The sequence below is a fragment of the Enterobacter hormaechei subsp. xiangfangensis genome (assembly GCF_001729785.1).
GTDB lineage: Bacteria > Pseudomonadota > Gammaproteobacteria > Enterobacterales > Enterobacteriaceae > Enterobacter > Enterobacter hormaechei_C.
The window spans coordinates 4,347,999-4,366,461 of sequence record NZ_CP017183.1; the positions used below are offsets into that span (position 1 = coordinate 4,347,999).

An 18,463-nucleotide genomic window follows, 5' to 3' on the forward strand; every position below is an offset into this window, starting at 1 on the left:
ATGATTTACCTTTCTGCCGTTGGCATGGTCAACGCGCTCGGCAACTCGGCTGATGAAATAGCGGCGAACCTGATCGCTGGCGTGGCCCCCGGGATGCGCCAACGTGCGGGCTGGCTACAGGGCTTACCCGAGGCCGTGCTGGGAGGCGTGGAGGGTGAACTTCCCCCTGTCCCCGAGTCTTTTTCCGCCCATCGCAGCCGCAACAACCAGCTGCTGCTGGCGGCGCTTGCGCAAATCTGGCCCGCCGTCGATGCGGCCATTGCGCGCGTGGGGCGAGACCGCGTGGCGGTTGTGCTGGGCACCAGCACCTCCGGACTGGACGAGGGTGATGAGTACGTGCGCCGCGCGCAGAACGGCGAGCGCAGCCCGCAGTGGCAATATCCGCAGCAGGAGCTGGGCGATCCGTCGCGCTTTCTCGCCAGCTGGCTTGCGCTGGACGGCCCGGCGTATACCATTTCGACCGCCTGCTCCTCCAGCGCGCGGGCGATCATCAGCGGTCGTCGCCTGATCGACGCCGGGCTGGTGGACGTCGCCATCGTCGGCGGGGCCGACAGCCTGAGCCGCATGCCGGTCAACGGCTTCAACAGCCTGGAGTCCTTCTCCCCGACCCTGTGCGAACCGTTTGGCCGCAACCGTCGGGGGATCACCATTGGCGAAGCGGCGGCACTGATGGTGCTGACCCGCGAGCCGGGCGAGGTTGCGCTCCTGGGCGCGGGGGAATCCAGCGATGCGTACCATATTTCCGCCCCACATCCGCAGGGCGAAGGGGCGATCCGCGCCATCAACCAGGCGCTGAACGAGGCGGGCATAACGGCGGCGGACGTCGGCTATATCAACCTGCACGGCACCGCCACGCCGCTGAACGATCGCATTGAGGCGCAGGTTATCCACGATCTCTTTGGCGACCGCGTGCCGTGCAGCTCCACGAAACATCTTACCGGCCACACGCTGGGCGCCGCGGGGATCACCGAGGCCGCCCTGAGCTGGCTGATCCTGACCCGAAGCCTGCCGCTGCCGCCGCAGGATTTTTCCCGCTACGCGCCGGACGACACCCTGCCCGCCTTCGGCCTACTGCACCAGAGCGCACCGCTGAATAAACCGGTGATCCTGTCAAACTCCTTCGCGTTTGGCGGCAACAACGCCAGCCTTCTGCTGGGGAGAGTATGATGCACTACTTACCTCCCGGGGATTATCTTCCTCACGACACGCCGATGCTGCTGCTTGAGAGCGTGGAAAGCGTCACCGATGACCGCGCCGTTTGCAGCGTGACGGTGAACGAACGGGGCGTTCTGGCCCCGTTCCTGGACGCGGACGGCAACCTGCCTGGCTGGTTTGCGCTGGAGCTGATGGCCCAGACCGTGGGCGTCTGGTCTGAATGGCACCGGATGCAAAAAGGGCTGCCGCACTGTGCGCTGGGCATGGTGCTGGGCGCGCGCGAGCTGGTGTGCGACGCAGGGCATTTTGCCGCAGGCAGCACGCTGACCATCACCATCGAACGTCTGATGCAGGATGAACGCTTTGGCAGCTTCGAGTGCACCATTCATGCGGATAGTGTCCCCCTCGCCACGGGACGCGTGAACACCTTCCAGCCGAGCGAGGAAGAATTAACCACACTTTTCAACCAGGGAACACCATCATGAGATCCGTACTGGTCACTGGCGCCAGCAAAGGCATTGGCCGCGCTATCGCCCTTCAGCTTGCGGCGGACGGTTTCACCGTCGGCGTGCATTACCATCGTGATGAAGCGGGCGCGCAGGAGACGCTGGAAGCGATTATCCAGGCAGGCGGCGCGGGCCGTTTACTCACCTTCGACGTGGGCAACCGCGAGCAGTGCCGCACGGTGCTGGAACAGGAGATCGCTGACCACGGCGCGTGGTATGGCGTGGTCAGTAACGCCGGTATTACCCGCGACGGCGCATTTCCTGCGCTCAGCGACGATGACTGGGACAGCGTGATCCACACCAATCTCGACAGTTTTTATAACGTCATTCATCCCTGCATTATGCCGATGATCGGCACCCGCAAGGGCGGGCGGATCATCACCCTGTCGTCGGTGTCAGGCATTATGGGCAACCGTGGGCAGGTGAACTACAGCGCGGCGAAAGCCGGGATCATCGGCGCCACCAAAGCGCTCGCCACCGAGCTGGCAAAACGCAAAATCACCGTCAACTGCATCGCGCCGGGGCTGATCGATACCGGCATGATCGAGATGGACGAAGCCGCACTGCACGCGGCGATGTCGATGATCCCGATGCAGCGTATGGGCCAGGCCGAGGAGGTCGCGGGGCTGGCGAGTTACCTGATGTCGGATAAAGCAGGCTATGTGACGCGTCAGGTGATTTCGATTAACGGAGGCATGCTATGACCCGCCGGGTAGTGATTACGGGCATGGGCGGCGTCACCGCGTTCGGCGAGGACTGGCCGACCATCTCGCGCCGTCTGCGCAAGTATGAAAATGCGGTGCGTACCATGACGGAGTGGCAGGCGTATGACGGCCTGCAAACCCTGCTCGCCGCGCCGATTGAAGACTTCACTCTCCCCGCTCACTATACCCGTAAGCGCATTCGCGCCATGGGCCGCGTGTCGCTGCTCTCTACCCGCGCCACCGAGCTGGCGCTGGAGCAGGCGGGACTAATCGACGACGCGGTGCTGACCAACGGTCAGACCGGCATCGCCTACGGCTCGTCGACCGGCAGCACCGGGCCGGTCAGCGAGTTTGCCTCTATGCTCACCGAAAAGCACACCCACAACATCACCGGCACCACTTATGTGCAGATGATGCCGCACACCACGGCGGTGAATACCGGGCTGTTCTTTGGCCTGCGCGGACGGGTGATCCCCACCTCGAGCGCCTGTACCTCTGGCAGCCAGGCGATTGGCTACGCCTGGGAAACGATTCGTCACGGCTACCAGACGGTGATGGTGGCAGGCGGCGCGGAAGAGCTGTGCCCGTCGGAAGCGGCGGTTTTCGATACCCTGTTTGCCACCAGCCAGCGTAACGACGCGCCAAAAACCACGCCGTCGCCGTTTGACGTTCAGCGCGATGGCCTGGTGATTGGCGAAGGGGCGGGTACGCTGGTGCTGGAAGCGCTGGATCACGCCAGAGCGCGCGGAGCGACAATTTATGGCGAGATCGTGGGCTTTGCCACCAACTGCGATGCGGCGCACATCACCCAGCCCCAGCGTGAAACCATGCAGGTGTGTATGGAGCAGTCGCTGGCGATGGCGGGTCTTGGCCCTCAGGACATTGGCTACATTTCTGCCCACGGCACGGCAACCGATCGCGGGGATATCGCCGAGAGTCAGGCGACCGCCGCCATTTTCGGCGACAGCGTGCCCATCTCATCCTTAAAGAGTTATTTCGGTCATACCCTGGGTGCCTGCGGCGCGCTGGAAGCCTTGCTGAGTCTGCATATGATGCGGGAGGGCTGGTTCACGCCGACGCTCAATTTAAGACAACCGGATGAGCAATGCGGCGCTTTAGATTATATTATGGGGGAAACCCGCCCGATTGATTGCGAATTTATTCAGAGCAATAACTTTGCCTTTGGCGGCATCAATACCTCGATAATCATTAAACGCTGGGCGTAACTATGTACCAGTTTGTACTGGGAAAGATCTCCACCCTTAGCGCGGACCCGCTGGCGTCAACGCTCGCAGACATGGCACCTCAGGGTGCACGACACGCTTCCTGGCTTGCAGGCCGGACGCTGCTCGCCAGAACCTTATCCCCCTCGCCCCTTCCCGAGATAATTTACGGCGAGCAGGGAAAACCGGCCTTCGCTAACGGCCATCCGCTGTGGTTTAACCTGAGCCACAGCGGGGACGATATTGCCCTGCTGATGAGCGATGAAGGTGAAGTGGGCTGCGATATCGAAGTGATCCGCCCGCGGGAGAACTGGCAGGCGCTGGCAAATGCCGTTTTCAGCCTCACCGAACATGACGAGCTGGAACGTGAAGCGCCGGAAGAGCAGCTTTCCGCATTCTGGCGCATCTGGACACGCAAAGAGGCAATCGTCAAACAGCGTGGCGGCAGCGCGTGGCAGATAGTCAGCATTGACAGCACCGCCCAGTCGCTCCCGGTCAGTCAGCTACGCTTCGGCTCGCTGAGCCTGGCGGTCTGTACCCCTACGCCTTTCACCTTAACGGCGGAAGCGGTTACTTACTCCGGTATTCCTGCGGCATAAAAAACGGCCATGCCGGTTAAAACCAACATGGCCAATGTCCCGTTCACGTTGTTCTCGATCTTATTTTAAATTTTCCGGGAAGTTTGCAGGCAGCTCGCTGGCCGCGCAATTGATCACGCTATCGTCATTCGCACCGCAGTCACGCACGAAGGTGATGGCGGCAAATTCATCAATCACTTCGGTTGGATACGCTGGTCCGGCATCACGGTAGCTATTCATCAGCGGAATGTGATCGTTCTGGAAGCAGACGGTTTTTTCCGGATTATTCATGACCCAGCGCGGGAAGAAGATGGTGCCGTGGAACAGGCGGTCGCCCAGGTTCACGATCAGGCTCACGTCAGTACCGGTTGGCTCCGTCCAGGAAATTTTATAGATGCTCTCCCCAACACGGACGATGTAGGCCTGCTGATCTTTCACCCAACGGTTGCCAACCAGACCACTGTGAATACGGTAGTCCAGGGTGTTTTCGTTTTTAACGTAAATTTCGTAATTCCAGCCATTATCGTAGGTATATACAAGATGTTTGCCGACGAAGCCGCTTAAATCATGTTTATCGAAGGTGCTCATACGATGTCTCCTTTGTTTTGATGAGACGATCGTACCCCTTCAAAAAATGAATGAATAACGCTATGTTTGAATCAAATTCATCCAAAATTTAGATTAATTATGCACAAGACGACGCTCGAACAGTGGGCCTTGCTGGAGAGAGTCATCGAGGCTGGCAGCTTCGCTAAGGCGGCGGAAGAGACCTACCGCAGCCAGTCCTCGGTCAGCTATAACCTGTCGCTTTTGCAGGAGCGGCTGGGCGTGGCGCTCCTGATGACAGAGGGACGGCGTGCCGTGCTAACCCCGGCGGGTGAGCTGTTGCTGAATCAGGTTAAACCGCTGCTGAAAGCCTTCGCCTATGTTGAAACGCGCGCTGCGACCCTGCGCAGCGGGATGCGAACCCGTATCGACCTGATGGTAGACAGTATTTTTCCGCGTAGCCGGCTGTTCGCGATTTTGCGCCAGTTTCAGCAGCTGTACCCGCAAACGCAGGTGCGGCTTACCGAGGTTCTGGAAAACAGCCGCGCAGATGCGCTCAATGATGAAGCCGACGTGATGGTCTTAACCCGCCGCCAGGACATTACCGGCCTGGGCGAATGGCTGATGAATATCGATTTTGTTGCCGTCGCGCATCACGCGCACCCGCTGTTTTCGCTGGATACGCCGCTTAATGACGAGATGCTACGGCCGTGGCCGCGCATTCAGATCGCAGACAGCCAGCCCACCACTCACCCCACCGGGGAGTCGTGGACATTCTCCACTATCGATGCCGCGATCGAAGCGGTGATGTATCAGGTTGGATACGGCTGGTTACCGGAAGAACGCATTCAGACCCCGCTCCAGCAGGGCATCCTTAAAACGCTGCCGCTCAGCCACGGCGTACGTCGCGCCACGCCGCTGCACCTCATCGTCAAACGCTCCCTCAGCCCGCTGGACGAGCAGGTTGAGACGCTGTTGCGCCTTTTTAAGCAGGAGCCGTCATCGTCAACTGCTACGCTTTAAGTTTTGAACCATAAAACGACAAGGAGTGAACGATGAAAATCGATTTAACGGGGAAAGTAGCGCTGGTGACCGCGTCCACCGGCGGTATTGGGTTTGCCATCGCCCGCGGGCTGGCGGAGAGCGGTGCGGAAGTGATCGTAAACGGACGCAGCGTCGACTCGGTGAATAAAGGCATTCAGGCGCTACAGCAGGTGGTGCCTGGCGTACAGGTCCGTGCCGCCATCGCCGACCTGAGCTCGCAGGAGGGCGTTGACGAACTGCTCAGGGTCGCCACGCACGTCGATATTCTGGTGAATAACGCCGGGATCTATGGCCAGCAGGATTTTTATTCCACCGACGACGAGACCTGGGAACGCTACTGGCAAACCAACGTGATGTCCGGCGTGCGCCTCTCCCGTGCCCTGTTGCCCGGCATGGTACAAAAGGGCTGGGGTCGGGTAGTGTTTATCTCGTCAGAATCGGCCTGCAATATTCCTGCGGATATGATCCACTATGGCGTGACAAAAACCGCCCAGCTCTCGCTGGCGCGCGGTCTGGCGAAGTTCGTGGCAGGCAGCGGCGTGACGGTGAACAGCGTACTGCCGGGCCCGACAATGTCGGACGGTTTTGCCGCGATGATGAAAGACGAAATCGAAAGAACCGGTAAATCGCTGGAGCAGCTGGCGAAAGCGTTCGTGATGGAGAATCGTCCCAGCTCGGTTATTCAGCGCGCCGCAACGGTAGAAGAAGTGGCGAATATGGTGGTGTATGTCTGTTCCATGCAGGCCTCCGCGACTTCCGGCGCGGCGCTGCGCGTTGACGGTGGCGTGGTGGATGACATAGTTTGACCCGTCAGGCCACAGGTTCAGGAAAAAATGCGACCTGATATAAGGACTATGAAGGTAAAGCAGGTAAACTAGTGAACAGAATGTGTATTTCAGCTAAGACGTATTTATGACCAATATGATTGCCGACGAAGCCGTGGCGAAGTCCAGCGTGCTCTCTGTCTTTGACTTTGATGGTACGTTGACGCACCACGACAGTTTTATCCCGTTCCTGCGCTTTGCCTTTGGCAAGCGCTACTTTGCTGGCCGACTGGTGCGCATGGCCCTGCCTACGCTGCACTGTGTGCGCCGCAAGCTGACGCGAGATGAGCTGAAAGAGGTGTTGATCAAAACCTTCCTGACGGGGGTGGATGAGCACTGGTTACGTCAGCAGGCGGAAGCCTTCTGTGAAAAATACTGGAACAAGCTGATGCGCCCGGAAGGTGTGCTGGCCGTCGCCAACGAGGTCAATTCCGGTGCGGAAGTGACGATTTGCTCTGCTTCCCCGGCGCTGGTATTGCAGCCGTGGGCCGATAAGCTCGGCATTAAGCTGATTGGCACGCAGCTGGAAGTGAAAGACGGCAAGCTGACCGGGCGGATCACCGGCCACAACTGCCGGTGTGCCCAGAAGGTGGCGAGGCTGGAGAAGGTGTATGGGGATTTGAACGCGTATCACCTGCGCGCCTGGGGCGACACGCGTGGCGACCACGAGTTGCTGGCGGCGGCGCAGGATCCGCACTGGCGGCATTTTCATCATCCGAGCAAGCGCCGAAATTCACCAATTAAGGGTTAGGTGCGGCCCGGTGCCCTCACCCCGGCCCTCTCCCACAGGGAGAGGGAGAAAAGCGGTACATCAGGCCTCACGTTTTCCCGGGAACATCACGCTCGCAATAATCCCCAGCGCCAGTACCCCCAGCACCACAAACAGGCTTGCCGTGGCGCCGATGTTATAACCGTGATGCCAGAAGTGGTCGGTCGCATTCAGCCCCAGCTTGAACGCCACGAAGAACAGCAGTAACACCACCGCTTTCTCCAGATGCACCAGATACTGCTTCAGCGCTTCCAGCACAAAGTAGAGGGTACGCAGGCCGAGGATCGCGAACATCATTGCGCTGTAGATAATCAGCGGCTCACGGCTGACGGCAATGATTGCGGGTACGGAATCGAAGGCGAACATCACGTCGGACAGCTCCACCACCGCAACACAGAGCAGCAGCGGCGTCGCGTAGCGCTTCGCCTTCTTCACGCGGCCTACCATTACATCCTTGTTTTCAGGCTTCTCCAGTTCGGCATCCACCTCTTTCTGGGTCAGGATAAACGCATGGCTGCTGATTTTTGGCCACACCGGGTAGAAGCGTTTCACCAGGCGGTACGCCAGATGGTTGGAATAATCTTCTACTTCATCGCTCTCTTCATTGCGTTTCAGCATCATCACCGCCGTCCAGCCGACGACCAGCGCAAAAATGACCTCAACATACGGCCCCAGGCTCAACAGACTGGTGCCGATGGCAACAAAAATACCGCGGAACACAATCGCCCCGAGCACGCCCCAGTAGAGCACGCGGTGACGATATCTATCCGGCACGCCGAACCAGGCGAAGATCGCCATCATCACAAACAGGTTGTCGACGGAGAGCACCTCTTCCAGCGCATAGCCGGTCAGGAACAGACTGGCCATCTCCGCGCCGTGGTGCACGTATAAAAATCCGGCGAAGGCCATCGCCATCATGACCCAGAAGATGGACCACATAACCGCGCTTTTCAACGAGATCGGTTTATCGTGACGGTGCATGAAGAGGTCGATAAACATCGCCCCAACGGCCATCACCACGAAGACAACAACGGTTTCCGTCGGGAAACCGAGATGAGCAGCAGACATAGACAACCCTTTTAAGAAGACAAAACACCATGCACACAATAAAAAGCGTGGGCCCGTTAAGGACGCATCACGCTAAAAAATAAATATTAACCGTTCTTTTCAGCCAGCGCTTGCGCGCATGCCCAGGCACTGGCCCACGCCCACTGGAAGTTATACCCGCCGAGCCAGCCGGTCACGTCCATCACTTCACCAATGAAATAAAGACCCGGCACGTTGCGGGCTTCCATCGTGCGGGATGAGAGTTCGTTTGTATCCACGCCGCCCAGCGTCACTTCCGCCGTGCGGTAGCCTTCGGTGCCGTTTGGCTGTACGCGCCAGTTCGTCAGCGTCTCCACCAGCGTTTCCTGCTCGCGGCTGTTGAGCTGCTTGAGCGCAACATCCGGAATTTGCCCTAACACCTGCAAGCACTCCACGAGACGCTTCGGCAACTGCATCGCCAGGGTATTTTTCAGGCTTTGATTCGGGTGCGCGGCGCGTTGCTCGTTGAGGAAGGCGTCCAGATCGCAGTCCGGCACCAGGTTTACGGAGACAAACTCCCCCGGCTGCCAGTAGCTGGAGATCTGCAATACCGCCGGCCCCGAGAGTCCACGATGGGTAAAGAGCAGGTTTTCGCGGAACACCGTGCCGTCTTCGGCCGTAATGACCGACGGTACAGACACGCCGGAGAGTGTCTGAAGCTGCTCCAGCAGCGGCTTATGCAGCGTGAACGGTACCAGCCCGGCGCGGGTGGGCAGTACCTTCAGGCCAAACTGCTCGGCAATTTTATAGCCGAACGGTGAGGCGCCCAGCCCCGGCATCGAGAGGCCGCCGCTGGCGATCACCAGGTTATCGGCGCTGACGGTCTCACCGTTGAGTTGCAGCGTGTAGCCCTGCTCGTCACGGGCGACGTCCAGCACTTCGGTGCGCAGGCGCATTACTACGCCGCCTTTCTCGCACTCGGCCACCAGCATATCAACGATTTGTTGCGCGGAGTCGTCGCAGAACAGCTGTCCCAGCGTCTTCTCATGCCACGCGATACCGTGTTTACCCACCAGTTCGATAAAATCCCACTGGGTATAGCGCGCCAGCGCAGATTTGCAAAAATGGCGGTTCTGGCTCAAATAGGCCGCAGGCTCGACATAAAGATTAGTAAAGTTGCAGCGCCCGCCGCCAGACATCAGGATCTTGCGGCCAGGCTTTTTTCCGTTATCCAGCAGCAGCACGCGACGACCCGCTTGTCCGGCCATCGCCGCACAAAACATACCCGCCGCACCGGCGCCAATTACTACGGCATCAAACCTTTCCACGTCAAAATCCTCTTCGTTAACTGCCGCGGATTGTAAAGTTTCCTCAGTGGTCGCACCAGCGTAAAAAGATATTACAAAGCCATTTCATTGATATTTAAAGATTATCCTTTCAGGCACCTTTCTCAAATCAGGTGGTATGTCAAAAAAAGTCTATATTTCACTTTGCCCGTTGCGCATTTGTCCTGGATAATGCGCCGCGTTCATGTCCTCAAAATGGCGTAACGTCCTATGCTACATTTGTTTGCCGGCCTGGATTTACATACCGGGCTTTTATTATTGCTTGCTCTGGTTTTTGTGCTGTTTTACGAAGCGATCAACGGCTTCCACGACACTGCAAACGCAGTAGCAACGGTTATCTACACTCGCGCAATGCGATCGCAGCTTGCGGTTGTTATGGCGGCGGTATTTAACTTTTTTGGTGTCCTCCTGGGCGGACTGAGCGTTGCGTATGCCATTGTGCATATGCTGCCAACGGATCTGCTGCTTAACGTGAGTTCCGGTCATGGCCTGGCCATGGTGTTCTCTATGCTGCTTGCTGCGATTATCTGGAACCTCGGTACCTGGTATTTCGGCCTGCCGGCATCCAGCTCTCACACCCTCATCGGCGCGATTATCGGTATCGGGTTAACCAATGCCCTGATGACCGGGACCTCCGTCGTTGATGCGCTGAATATCCCGAAAGTTCTCGGCATTTTCGGCTCTCTGATCATCTCCCCTATCGTCGGTCTGGTGGTGGCGGGTGGCTTGATTTTCATCCTGCGTCGCTACTGGAGCAACACGAAAAAACGTGCGCGTATCCACCTGACGCCAGCAGAGCGTGAGAAGAAAGACGGCAAGAAAAAGCCGCCGTTCTGGACGCGTATCGCGCTGATCATTTCCGCTATCGGCGTCGCCTTCTCTCATGGCGCGAACGATGGTCAGAAAGGTATCGGCCTGGTGATGCTGGTTCTGATTGGCGTCGCACCGGCGGGCTTCGTGGTTAACATGAACGCCTCCGGTTACGAAATCACCCGTACCCGTGATGCGGTAAACAACGTTGAGACTTACTTCCAGCAGCATCCTGATTTGCTGAAGAAAGCGACCGGCGTGGACCAGCTGATTCCTTCTCCGGAGTCAGGCGCAACGACGGCACCGGGCGAGTTCCATTGCCATCCGGCAAACGCGATTAACGCGCTGGAACGTGCGAAAGGCATGCTGGCCGATATCGAAAGCTATGACAAACTGGCTGTTGAACAGCGTGGTCAGCTGCGTCGCATCATGCTCTGTATCTCCGACGTGACCGATAAAGTCGCGAAGCTGCCAGAGGTTAATGCTGACGACCAACGTCTGCTGAAGAAACTGAAAGGCGATATGCTCAATACCATTGAGTACGCGCCAATCTGGATCATCATGGCGGTCGCGCTGGCGCTGGGTATCGGTACGATGATTGGCTGGCGTCGTGTGGCGACCACCATCGGCGAGAAGATCGGTAAGAAAGGCATGACCTATGCGCAGGGTATGTCCGCGCAGATGACGGCAGCGGTATCTATCGGTCTGGCGAGTTACACCGGTATGCCAGTCTCCACCACCCACGTACTCTCTTCGTCCGTGGCAGGTACCATGATTGTTGACGGCGGCGGTTTGCAGCGTAAAACCGTGACCAACATCCTGATGGCCTGGGTGTTCACCCTCCCGGCGTCCATCCTGCTGTCTGGCGGTCTGTACTGGATTTCGCTGAAGCTGATTTAATCGGCTGAAGGCGACAAAAAAGCGGGTCAGGAAACTGGCCCGCTTTTTTTATGCTCAGTGCCAAATCATCAGCGCAATCATACTCACCACAACCAGACCACAGAGGGCGCTGGTCAAAATGAACTGACGACGCAGGCGCTCGCAGCGACGGATAAACTCTTCATCGTGGTGATCGCGGTAGCGTTGGTAGTAGATATACCCCACCAGACGCATCTGCTTGCTGGGCTGTCCGTGCGAGGTGAAGAACCCTCCACCGTCCACATACTGATAAAGCAACGGATCGCAACCACGAAGTACCACTAACAGCGCACGTAACGATGAGAAGTAGCGCGCCATATTCACTATGCAAACCACGCATAACGCCCAAAACAATGCGACGGTGCTAATCATACATCCTCCCCGGCGTCCGCCCACGAAGCAAGGCTCCTGAGCTACCGCACCCCAATGCCCTGACAGACAGTTCAGTGAAAGAATGACCAAAAGTCGATCCGGTTCGCGTTTTAATATCCGAACGGCTCATTAAATAGTGTAGGAGATCCGTTAATTTTTTTGCCACAAGGTTAATCGTTATCAACACCAAAGCTTGAAAAATATGTTTAACTGGGCCGTAATGAAAGCATCAGACGACGGCTTTCCCATTTAGTCATCGATAACTTAAGGAAGGAGTAACACTATGGCTTACAAACACATTCTTATCGCGGTAGACCTCTCCCCGGAGAGTAAAGTGCTGGTTGATAAAGCAGTATCCATGGCACGTCCCTACAACGCGAAAGTTTCGCTGATTCACGTTGATGTGAATTACTCCGACCTCTACACCGGTCTGATCGACGTGAATCTCGGCGATATGCAGAAACGCATCTCCGAAGAGACTCACCACGCGCTGAGCGAGCTTTCTACCAACGCGGGCTATCCGATCACTGAAACCTTAAGCGGTAGCGGCGATCTGGGCCAGGTGCTGGTTGATGCGATTAAGAAATACGATATGGACCTGGTGGTATGTGGTCACCATCAGGACTTCTGGAGCAAACTGATGTCTTCCGCGCGCCAGCTGATTAACACCGTTCACGTGGATATGCTGATTGTTCCACTGCGTGACGAAGAAGACGAGTAAGTGCGTTAAATTCCCCTCACCCTAACCCTCTCCCAAAGGGAGAGGGAATAGATCGAGGATGTAGGCCGGGTAAGGCGAAGCCGCCACCCGGCTTTTTCTATTCCGGCGTACCCGAATAAATATCAAACCGGTGCCCTTTCGTGGTCACCGCGTTAGTGGTCGCAACGTCCGCCAGCGGCGGCGCATAGTCCGGCCGCTTCACCACCACACGCTTCGTCGCCAGCTGACGAGCCGGTTCCAGCAGGCCATCGGCATCTAAATCCGGCCCCACCAGCGACTGAAACACCCGCATCTCTTTCTTCACCAGCGCGCTTTTCTGCTTATGCGGGAACATGGGGTCGAGATAAACCACCTGCGGGCGCGGGGTGATGTCGGTGAGCGCCGTCAGGCTGGAGGCATGAATAAGTTGCAAACGTTCCTGTAACCACGGGCCGATTTCCGGGTCCTCATAGCCCCGCGTCAGCCCGTCGTCGAGCAGCGCGGCGACAACCGGATTACGCTCCAGCATCCGCACCCGGCAGCCCACCGAGGCCAGCACAAACGCATCGCGCCCCAGCCCCGCCGTGGCGTCCACCACGTCCGGAAGATAGCTCCCTTTAATGCCAACCGCCTTGGCCACCGCTTCGCCGCGACCGCCGCCGAACTTACGCCGGTGCGCCATCGCGCCGCCGACAAAATCGACAAAAATCCCGCCAAGCTTTGGCTCATCGCGCTTGCGCAGCTCCAGATGTTCCGGCGTCATCACCAGCGCCATCAGGTTGTCTTCATCATGTTCCAGCCCCCAGCGGGCCGCCAGAACAGATAAGGCGCCGTCCCCGGCGCCTGTTTCATCTACTAAGCAGATCTTCACGTAGCAATCAGCCTTTGATTCCGTAATGCTCCAGCATCGCATCCAGCTGAGGCTCGCGGCCACGGAAGCGTTTGAACAATTCCATAGGCTCTTCTGAACCGCCGCGGGTCAGGATGTTGTCGAGGAACGACTGACCGGTTTCGCGGTTGAAAATCCCCTCTTCTTCGAAGCGCGAGAAGGCATCCGCCGCCAGCACGTCGGCCCACAGGTAGCTGTAGTAGCCTGCGGCGTACCCGCCTGCGAAGATATGGCTGAACGCGTGCGGGAAGCGTCCCCAGGTTGGCCCTGGAATAACGGCAACCTGCTTTTTAATCTCAGCCAGGGTTTCGAGGATTTTCGCCCCCTGCTCCGGGCTGAACTCGGCGTGCAGGCGGAAGTCGAACAGGCCGAACTCCAGCTGGCGCAGGATAAACATCGCCGCCTGGTAGTTTTTCGCTGCCAGCATTTTATCCAGCAGTTCTTTCGGCAGCGGTTCACCCGTTTCGTAATGACCGGAGATAAACGCCAGCGCGTCCGGCTCCCAGCACCAGTTTTCCATAAACTGGCTAGGCAGCTCGACCGCATCCCATGGCACACCGCTGATACCGGCGACGCCAGCGGTTTCGATGCGGGTCAGCATGTGGTGCAGGCCGTGACCGAACTCGTGGAACAGGGTGATCACTTCATCGTGGGTAAACAGCGCAGGTTTGCCGCTCACCGGACGGTTGAAGTTACAGGTCAGGTAGGCGACCGGTTTTTGCAGGGAACCATCCGCTTTACGCATCTGGCCCACGCAGTCGTCCATCCACGCCCCGCCGCGCTTGTTCTCACGCGCGTAGAGATCGAGGTAGAAGCTGCCGCGCAGTTCGTTTTTATCGTCATACAGCTCAAAGAAGCGCACGTCCGGATGCCAGACGTCGATGTCGGTACGCTCTTTCGCGGTAATGCCGTAGATGCGTTTCACCACCTCGAACAGGCCGTTAACGGCTTTGTTTTCCGGGAAGTACGGACGCAGTTGTTCGTCGCTGATGCTGTAGAGATGCTGTTTCTGTTTTTCGCTGTAGTACGCGATATCCCACGGCTGAAGCTCGTCCACGCCGAACTCCGCTTTCGCAAAGGCGCGCAGCTGAGCCAGTTCTTTTTCACCCTGAGGACGGGCGCGTTTCGCCAGATCGGTCAGGAAGTCGAGCACCTGCTGTGGGTTCTCGGCCATTTTGGTGGCGAGGGATTTATCCGCGTAGCTGTCGAAGCCCAGCAGCTGTGCCAGCTCGTGGCGCAGGGCGAGAATCTCCGCCATCACCGGGCTGTTATCCCATTTGCCCGCATTCGGCCCCTGATCGGAGGCGCGGGTGCTGTAGGCGCGGTACATCTCTTCGCGCAGGGCCTGGTTGTCGCAGTAGGTCATCACTGGCAGATAGCTTGGGATATCCAGCGTTAACAGGAAGCCTTCCTGCTCTTTCGCTTCGGCCTGGGCTTTTGCCGCCGCCAGCGCGCTTTCCGGCATGCCCGCCAGTTCAGATTCATCGGTAATCAGCTTCGTCCAGCCCATGGTGGCGTCGAGGACGTTATTGCTGTACTGGTTGCCCAGCTCGGACAGGCGCGCAGCGATTTCACCGTAGCGAACCTGTTTTTCTTTTGGCAGGCCAATCCCGGACAGTTCGAAATCACGCAGGGCGTTATCGACCGATTTTTTCTGCGCCGTGTTCAGTTCGGCATAGTGGTCGCCGTCGCGCAGGTCGCGGTAGGCTTTGTAGAGCCCCTCATGCTGGCCGACCCAGGTGCTGTACTCAGAGAGCAGCGGCAGGGTTTGCTCGTAGGCTTCACGCAGCTCCGGGCTGTTTTTTACCGAATTCAGGTGGCTCACCGGGGAGAAGATGCGCCCCAGCACGTCGTCCACTTCGGCCAGCGGCTGACACAGATTTTCCCAGGTGTACGGCCCGCCCTGCGCGACCACGCTTTCTACCGCCGCGCGGCAGTTGTCCAGCGATTGCGTAACCGCTGGAACCACATGCTCAGGGAGGATTTTAGAAAACGGTGGCAACGAAAAAGGCGTCAGTAATGGATTGGTCATAAACGCTGTCCTGTTGAAATAGGTGAATGAAGCGCGCATCCGGCGCTGTGCATATTGTTCAGTAATGGGGTTAAGTGTAGAGGATTTCAATGCCAGACGTGGCGGAAAAGAGCCCGGTGGCGCTGCGCTTACCGGGCCTGCGGGTAATCTGTGCCGTTCTGCTGTAAACTGTGGCAAATCGTCAATTCAGCGGAATATCATTACCCATGCTCAGTTATCGCCACAGCTTCCACGCAGGCAACCACGCCGACGTCCTCAAACACACCGTTCAGAGCCTGATCATCGAATCGCTTAAAGAAAAGGATAAACCGTTCCTTTATCTGGACACCCACGCGGGCGCGGGCCGTTATCAGCTGAGCGGCGAGCATGCTGAGCGTACCGGTGAATATCTGGAAGGGATTGCGCGTATCTGGCAGCAGGACGATCTGCCTGCCGAGCTGGAGCCGTACATTGGCGTGGTGAATCACTTCAACCGCAACGGCCAGTTGCGTTACTACCCTGGCTCCCCGCTGATTGCCCGCCAGCTGCTGCGCGAGCAGGACAGCCTCCAGTTAACCGAGCTGCACCCGAGCGACTTCCCGCTGCTGCGTTCTGAGTTTCAGAAAGATAACCGCGCCCGCGTAGACAAAGCCGATGGTTACCAGCAGCTGAAAGCCAAACTGCCGCCGGTTTCCCGTCGCGGCCTGGTGCTAATTGACCCACCGTACGAAATCAAAACCGACTATCAGGCGGTGGTGACCGGCATTAACGAAGGTTACAAACGCTTTGCGACCGGCACCTATGCTCTGTGGTATCCGGTAGTGCTGCGCGCGCAAATTAAACGCATGATCAAAGACCTCGAAGCGACGGGCATTCGCAAAATCCTGCAAATTGAGCTGGCGGTGCGCCCTGACAGCGACCAGCGCGGCATGACCGCGTCCGGCATGATCGTCATTAACCCGCCGTGGAAGCTCGAAGCACAGATGAACAACGTGCTGCCGTGGCTGCACAAAACGCTGGTGCCAGCCGGTACGGGTCACGCCACCGTGAGCTGGATCGTGCCGGAGTAATCGCAGCCATCGGTGGAAACTATTGATTTCAGGTATACAATCGCGGCAATTCACGATTAAGGACAACGCTATGACTAAGCATTATGACTACATCGCAATCGGCGGCGGCAGCGGCGGCATCGCCTCCATCAACCGTGCAGCCATGTACGGCCAGAAGTGTGCGCTGATTGAAGCCAAAGAACTCGGCGGCACCTGCGTGAACGTGGGTTGTGTACCGAAGAAAGTGATGTGGCATGCCGCGCAAATCCGTGAAGCTATCCATATGTATGGCCCGGACTACGGCTTTGACACCACCATCAACCACTTCGACTGGGATAAACTGATCGCCAGCCGTACCGCCTACATCGACCGTATTCACACCTCGTACGATAACGTGCTGGGCAAGAATAACGTCGACGTGATCCGCGGCTTTGCCCGTTTCGTGGATGCGAAGACGATCGAAGTGAACGGCGAGACGATCACCGCCGATCACATCCTGATCGCCACCGGCGGCCGTCCGAGCCACCCGCACATTCCGGGCGCGGAATACGGTATCGACTCCGACGGGTTCTTCGAGCTGCCTGCTCTGCCAGAACGCGTTGCCATTGTGGGCGCAGGTTACATCGCGGTTGAACTGGCCGGCGTGATTAACGGCCTGGGGGCGGAAGCGCACCTGTTCGTGCGTAAACACGCGCCGCTGCGCAGCTTTGACCCGCTGATCGTCGACACGCTGGTCGAGGTGATGAACGCCGAAGGCCCAACCCTGCACACCAACGCCGTGCCAAAAGCGGTGGTGAAAAATGCGGACGGTAGCCTGACGCTGGAGCTGGAAGATGGCCGCAGCCAGACCGTTGACTGCCTGATCTGGGCGATTGGCCGTGAACCGGCCACCGACAACTTCAACCTGGCCGCAACCGGGGTGAAAACCAATGAAAAAGGCTACATTGTCGTTGATAAATTCCAGAACACCAGCGTACCGGGCATTTATGCCGTCGGTGATAACACCGGTGCCGTAGAGCTGACGCCGGTTGCCGTGGCGGCGGGGCGTCGTCTTTCCGAGCGTCTGTTTAACAACAAGCCGGACGAACATCTGGATTACAGCAACATTCCGACCGTGGTCTTCAGCCACCCGCCAATCGGTACCGTCGGCTTAACCGAGCCGCAGGCGCGTGAGCAGTACGGCGATGATCAGGTGAAAGTGTATAAATCGGCGTTTACCGCGATGTATACCGCGGTCACCTCGCACCGTCAGCCGTGCCGCATGAAGCTGGTCTGCGTGGGCCCGGAAGAGAAGATCGTCGGCATCCACGGCATTGGCTTCGGCATGGACGAGATCCTGCAAGGCTTCGCGGTGGCGCTGAAGATGGGCGCAACGAAGAAAGACTTCGATAACACCGTGGCAATCCACCCGACTGCGGCGGAAGAATTTGTGACCATGCGCTGATCGGTCTGATCCGCAACAAAACCGGCCAACTGGCCGGTTTTTTTATGCCCTGGGCAGGTAAACCTAACGGGTGCACAAACGGTAACAAAATAACCCGCTACCCGCGGTGGAATTAACTAATCTTAGAAAGCGCTACGCGTTCGCCTGTTACTACGGAAAAAGATTAGAGATATGAAAATGCACGTAAAGATCACCGCAAAATTGATGGCCAAAATGCACCTTGTTCTCGCGCTGGTATGGGCGATACTGACTATTCCTACCCTGCTGTGGTGGAAAAACAGCATTCTGTGGGTGTCGTTAATGAGCATTTACGCCATCGTGATTTCCCATCTGGCTGCGTACAGCGCCGCCCATGCAGAAAAAGCGGCCAGCAAGGCGATGGATAAAAGCGAAGGCGCCAGCCAGAAAGCCAATCAAACCGCCAACAGCCTTCAAGGCAATGCGCGTCAGGCACATTAATCCCTGCGTATATGCAGAATACCGAATGCTCTGAATTTTATTCCTGCTCTGTTTCCAAAGATTCTGATTTAATGGTTTCATAATCAAAGG

The 18,463-nt window shown here is 57.7% G+C and carries 19 protein-coding genes; 13 read left to right on the plus strand and 6 right to left on the minus strand.

Annotated elements, in window-relative coordinates:
- The 5 genes from BFV63_RS20870 to acpT are packed head-to-tail and all read left to right on the plus strand — an operon-like array spanning position 1 to position 4,187.
- The gene (locus BFV63_RS20870) at positions 1-1,167 is read left to right on the plus strand and encodes a beta-ketoacyl-[acyl-carrier-protein] synthase family protein (RefSeq protein ID WP_023314984.1); all 1,167 of its coding nucleotides are present in this window, start codon (positions 1-3) and stop codon (positions 1,165-1,167) included.
- Positions 1,167-1,640 (plus strand): hotdog family protein, encoded by a 474-nt coding sequence (locus tag BFV63_RS20875; protein WP_003861241.1) that lies wholly within the window; start codon positions 1,167-1,169, stop codon positions 1,638-1,640. The genes BFV63_RS20870 and BFV63_RS20875 overlap by 1 nt, the downstream gene beginning before the upstream one ends.
- On the plus strand, positions 1,634-2,365 hold the full coding sequence (locus tag BFV63_RS20880; protein WP_032608074.1) for a 3-ketoacyl-ACP reductase FabG2: 732 nt from the start codon (positions 1,634-1,636) through the stop codon (positions 2,363-2,365). Before BFV63_RS20875 ends, BFV63_RS20880 begins: the two co-directional genes overlap by 7 nt.
- The gene (locus BFV63_RS20885) at positions 2,362-3,591 is read left to right on the plus strand and encodes a beta-ketoacyl-ACP synthase (RefSeq protein ID WP_045329977.1); all 1,230 of its coding nucleotides are present in this window, start codon (positions 2,362-2,364) and stop codon (positions 3,589-3,591) included. The genes BFV63_RS20880 and BFV63_RS20885 overlap by 4 nt, the downstream gene beginning before the upstream one ends.
- 2 nt (positions 3,592-3,593) lie before the next feature.
- Positions 3,594-4,187 carry a 4'-phosphopantetheinyl transferase AcpT gene (acpT, locus tag BFV63_RS20890; RefSeq protein ID WP_003861235.1) on the plus strand — a complete coding sequence of 198 codons (594 nt, stop codon included), beginning with the start codon at positions 3,594-3,596 and terminating at the stop codon, positions 4,185-4,187.
- A gap of 60 nt (positions 4,188-4,247) precedes the next feature.
- On the opposite strand, the gene BFV63_RS20895 is transcribed toward acpT, so the two are convergent.
- Positions 4,248-4,754 carry a phenolic acid decarboxylase gene (locus BFV63_RS20895; RefSeq protein WP_045345669.1) on the minus strand — a complete coding sequence of 169 codons (507 nt, stop codon included), beginning with the start codon at positions 4,752-4,754 and terminating at the stop codon, positions 4,248-4,250.
- Positions 4,755-4,853: 99 nt separating this feature from the next.
- Here BFV63_RS20895 and BFV63_RS20900 point away from each other — a divergent pair, with 99 nt between their 5' ends.
- The 3 genes from BFV63_RS20900 to BFV63_RS20910 all read left to right on the plus strand — a co-directional run bounded on the left by BFV63_RS20900 (position 4,854) and on the right by BFV63_RS20910 (position 7,331).
- Positions 4,854-5,735: a LysR family transcriptional regulator gene (locus BFV63_RS20900; RefSeq protein WP_023314988.1), complete on the plus strand. Its 882-nt coding sequence runs from the start codon at positions 4,854-4,856 to the stop codon at positions 5,733-5,735.
- Between the two features lie 32 nt (positions 5,736-5,767).
- Positions 5,768-6,562, plus strand: coding sequence for an SDR family NAD(P)-dependent oxidoreductase (locus tag BFV63_RS20905; RefSeq protein WP_022651983.1), 795 nt, complete (start codon positions 5,768-5,770; stop codon positions 6,560-6,562).
- A 106-nt stretch (positions 6,563-6,668) separates the two neighbouring features.
- On the plus strand, positions 6,669-7,331 hold the full coding sequence (locus BFV63_RS20910) for an HAD family hydrolase (RefSeq protein ID WP_003861228.1): 663 nt from the start codon (positions 6,669-6,671) through the stop codon (positions 7,329-7,331).
- 60 nt (positions 7,332-7,391) lie between these two features.
- Here BFV63_RS20910 and BFV63_RS20915 read toward each other — a convergent pair whose 3' ends face one another.
- Both BFV63_RS20915 and BFV63_RS20920 read right to left on the minus strand, forming a co-directional pair.
- Positions 7,392-8,417, minus strand: a complete 1,026-nt coding sequence (locus tag BFV63_RS20915) for a TerC/Alx family metal homeostasis membrane protein (RefSeq protein WP_015571505.1) — start codon at positions 8,415-8,417, stop codon at positions 7,392-7,394.
- A gap of 86 nt (positions 8,418-8,503) precedes the next feature.
- Positions 8,504-9,703: a BaiN/RdsA family NAD(P)/FAD-dependent oxidoreductase gene (locus BFV63_RS20920; protein WP_003861226.1), complete on the minus strand. Its 1,200-nt coding sequence runs from the start codon at positions 9,701-9,703 to the stop codon at positions 8,504-8,506.
- Between the two features lie 228 nt (positions 9,704-9,931).
- On the opposite strand from BFV63_RS20920, the gene pitA reads away from it, so the two are divergent.
- Positions 9,932-11,431 (plus strand): inorganic phosphate transporter PitA, encoded by a 1,500-nt coding sequence (gene pitA / locus BFV63_RS20925; RefSeq protein WP_003861225.1) that lies wholly within the window; start codon positions 9,932-9,934, stop codon positions 11,429-11,431.
- A 54-nt stretch (positions 11,432-11,485) separates the two neighbouring features.
- Here pitA and uspB read toward each other — a convergent pair whose 3' ends face one another.
- Positions 11,486-11,821, minus strand: coding sequence for a universal stress protein UspB (gene uspB, locus BFV63_RS20930; protein WP_003861224.1), 336 nt, complete (start codon positions 11,819-11,821; stop codon positions 11,486-11,488).
- Positions 11,822-12,104: 283 nt separating this feature from the next.
- On the opposite strand from uspB, the gene uspA reads away from it, so the two are divergent.
- A complete protein-coding gene (gene uspA, locus BFV63_RS20935) occupies positions 12,105-12,542 on the plus strand; it encodes a universal stress protein UspA (RefSeq protein ID WP_003861223.1) in 438 nt (145 codons plus the stop codon).
- 97 nt (positions 12,543-12,639) lie between these two features.
- On the opposite strand, the gene rsmJ is transcribed toward uspA, so the two are convergent.
- A complete protein-coding gene (gene rsmJ, locus BFV63_RS20940) occupies positions 12,640-13,392 on the minus strand; it encodes a 16S rRNA (guanine(1516)-N(2))-methyltransferase RsmJ (RefSeq protein ID WP_003861219.1) in 753 nt (250 codons plus the stop codon).
- Between the two features lie 7 nt (positions 13,393-13,399).
- Positions 13,400-15,442, minus strand: coding sequence for an oligopeptidase A (prlC, locus tag BFV63_RS20945; protein WP_032608085.1), 2,043 nt, complete (start codon positions 15,440-15,442; stop codon positions 13,400-13,402).
- A 206-nt stretch (positions 15,443-15,648) separates the two neighbouring features.
- On the opposite strand from prlC, the gene BFV63_RS20950 reads away from it, so the two are divergent.
- The 3 genes from BFV63_RS20950 (at position 15,649) to BFV63_RS20960 (ending at position 18,373) form a co-directional block, all read left to right on the plus strand.
- Positions 15,649-16,491 (plus strand): 23S rRNA (adenine(2030)-N(6))-methyltransferase RlmJ, encoded by an 843-nt coding sequence (locus tag BFV63_RS20950; protein ID WP_006808562.1) that lies wholly within the window; start codon positions 15,649-15,651, stop codon positions 16,489-16,491.
- A 70-nt stretch (positions 16,492-16,561) separates the two neighbouring features.
- On the plus strand, positions 16,562-17,914 hold the full coding sequence (gene gorA / locus BFV63_RS20955) for a glutathione-disulfide reductase (protein WP_003861215.1): 1,353 nt from the start codon (positions 16,562-16,564) through the stop codon (positions 17,912-17,914).
- Positions 17,915-18,085: 171 nt separating this feature from the next.
- Positions 18,086-18,373, plus strand: coding sequence for a hypothetical protein (locus tag BFV63_RS20960; protein ID WP_003861213.1), 288 nt, complete (start codon positions 18,086-18,088; stop codon positions 18,371-18,373).
- Positions 18,374-18,463 lie beyond the last annotated feature (90 nt).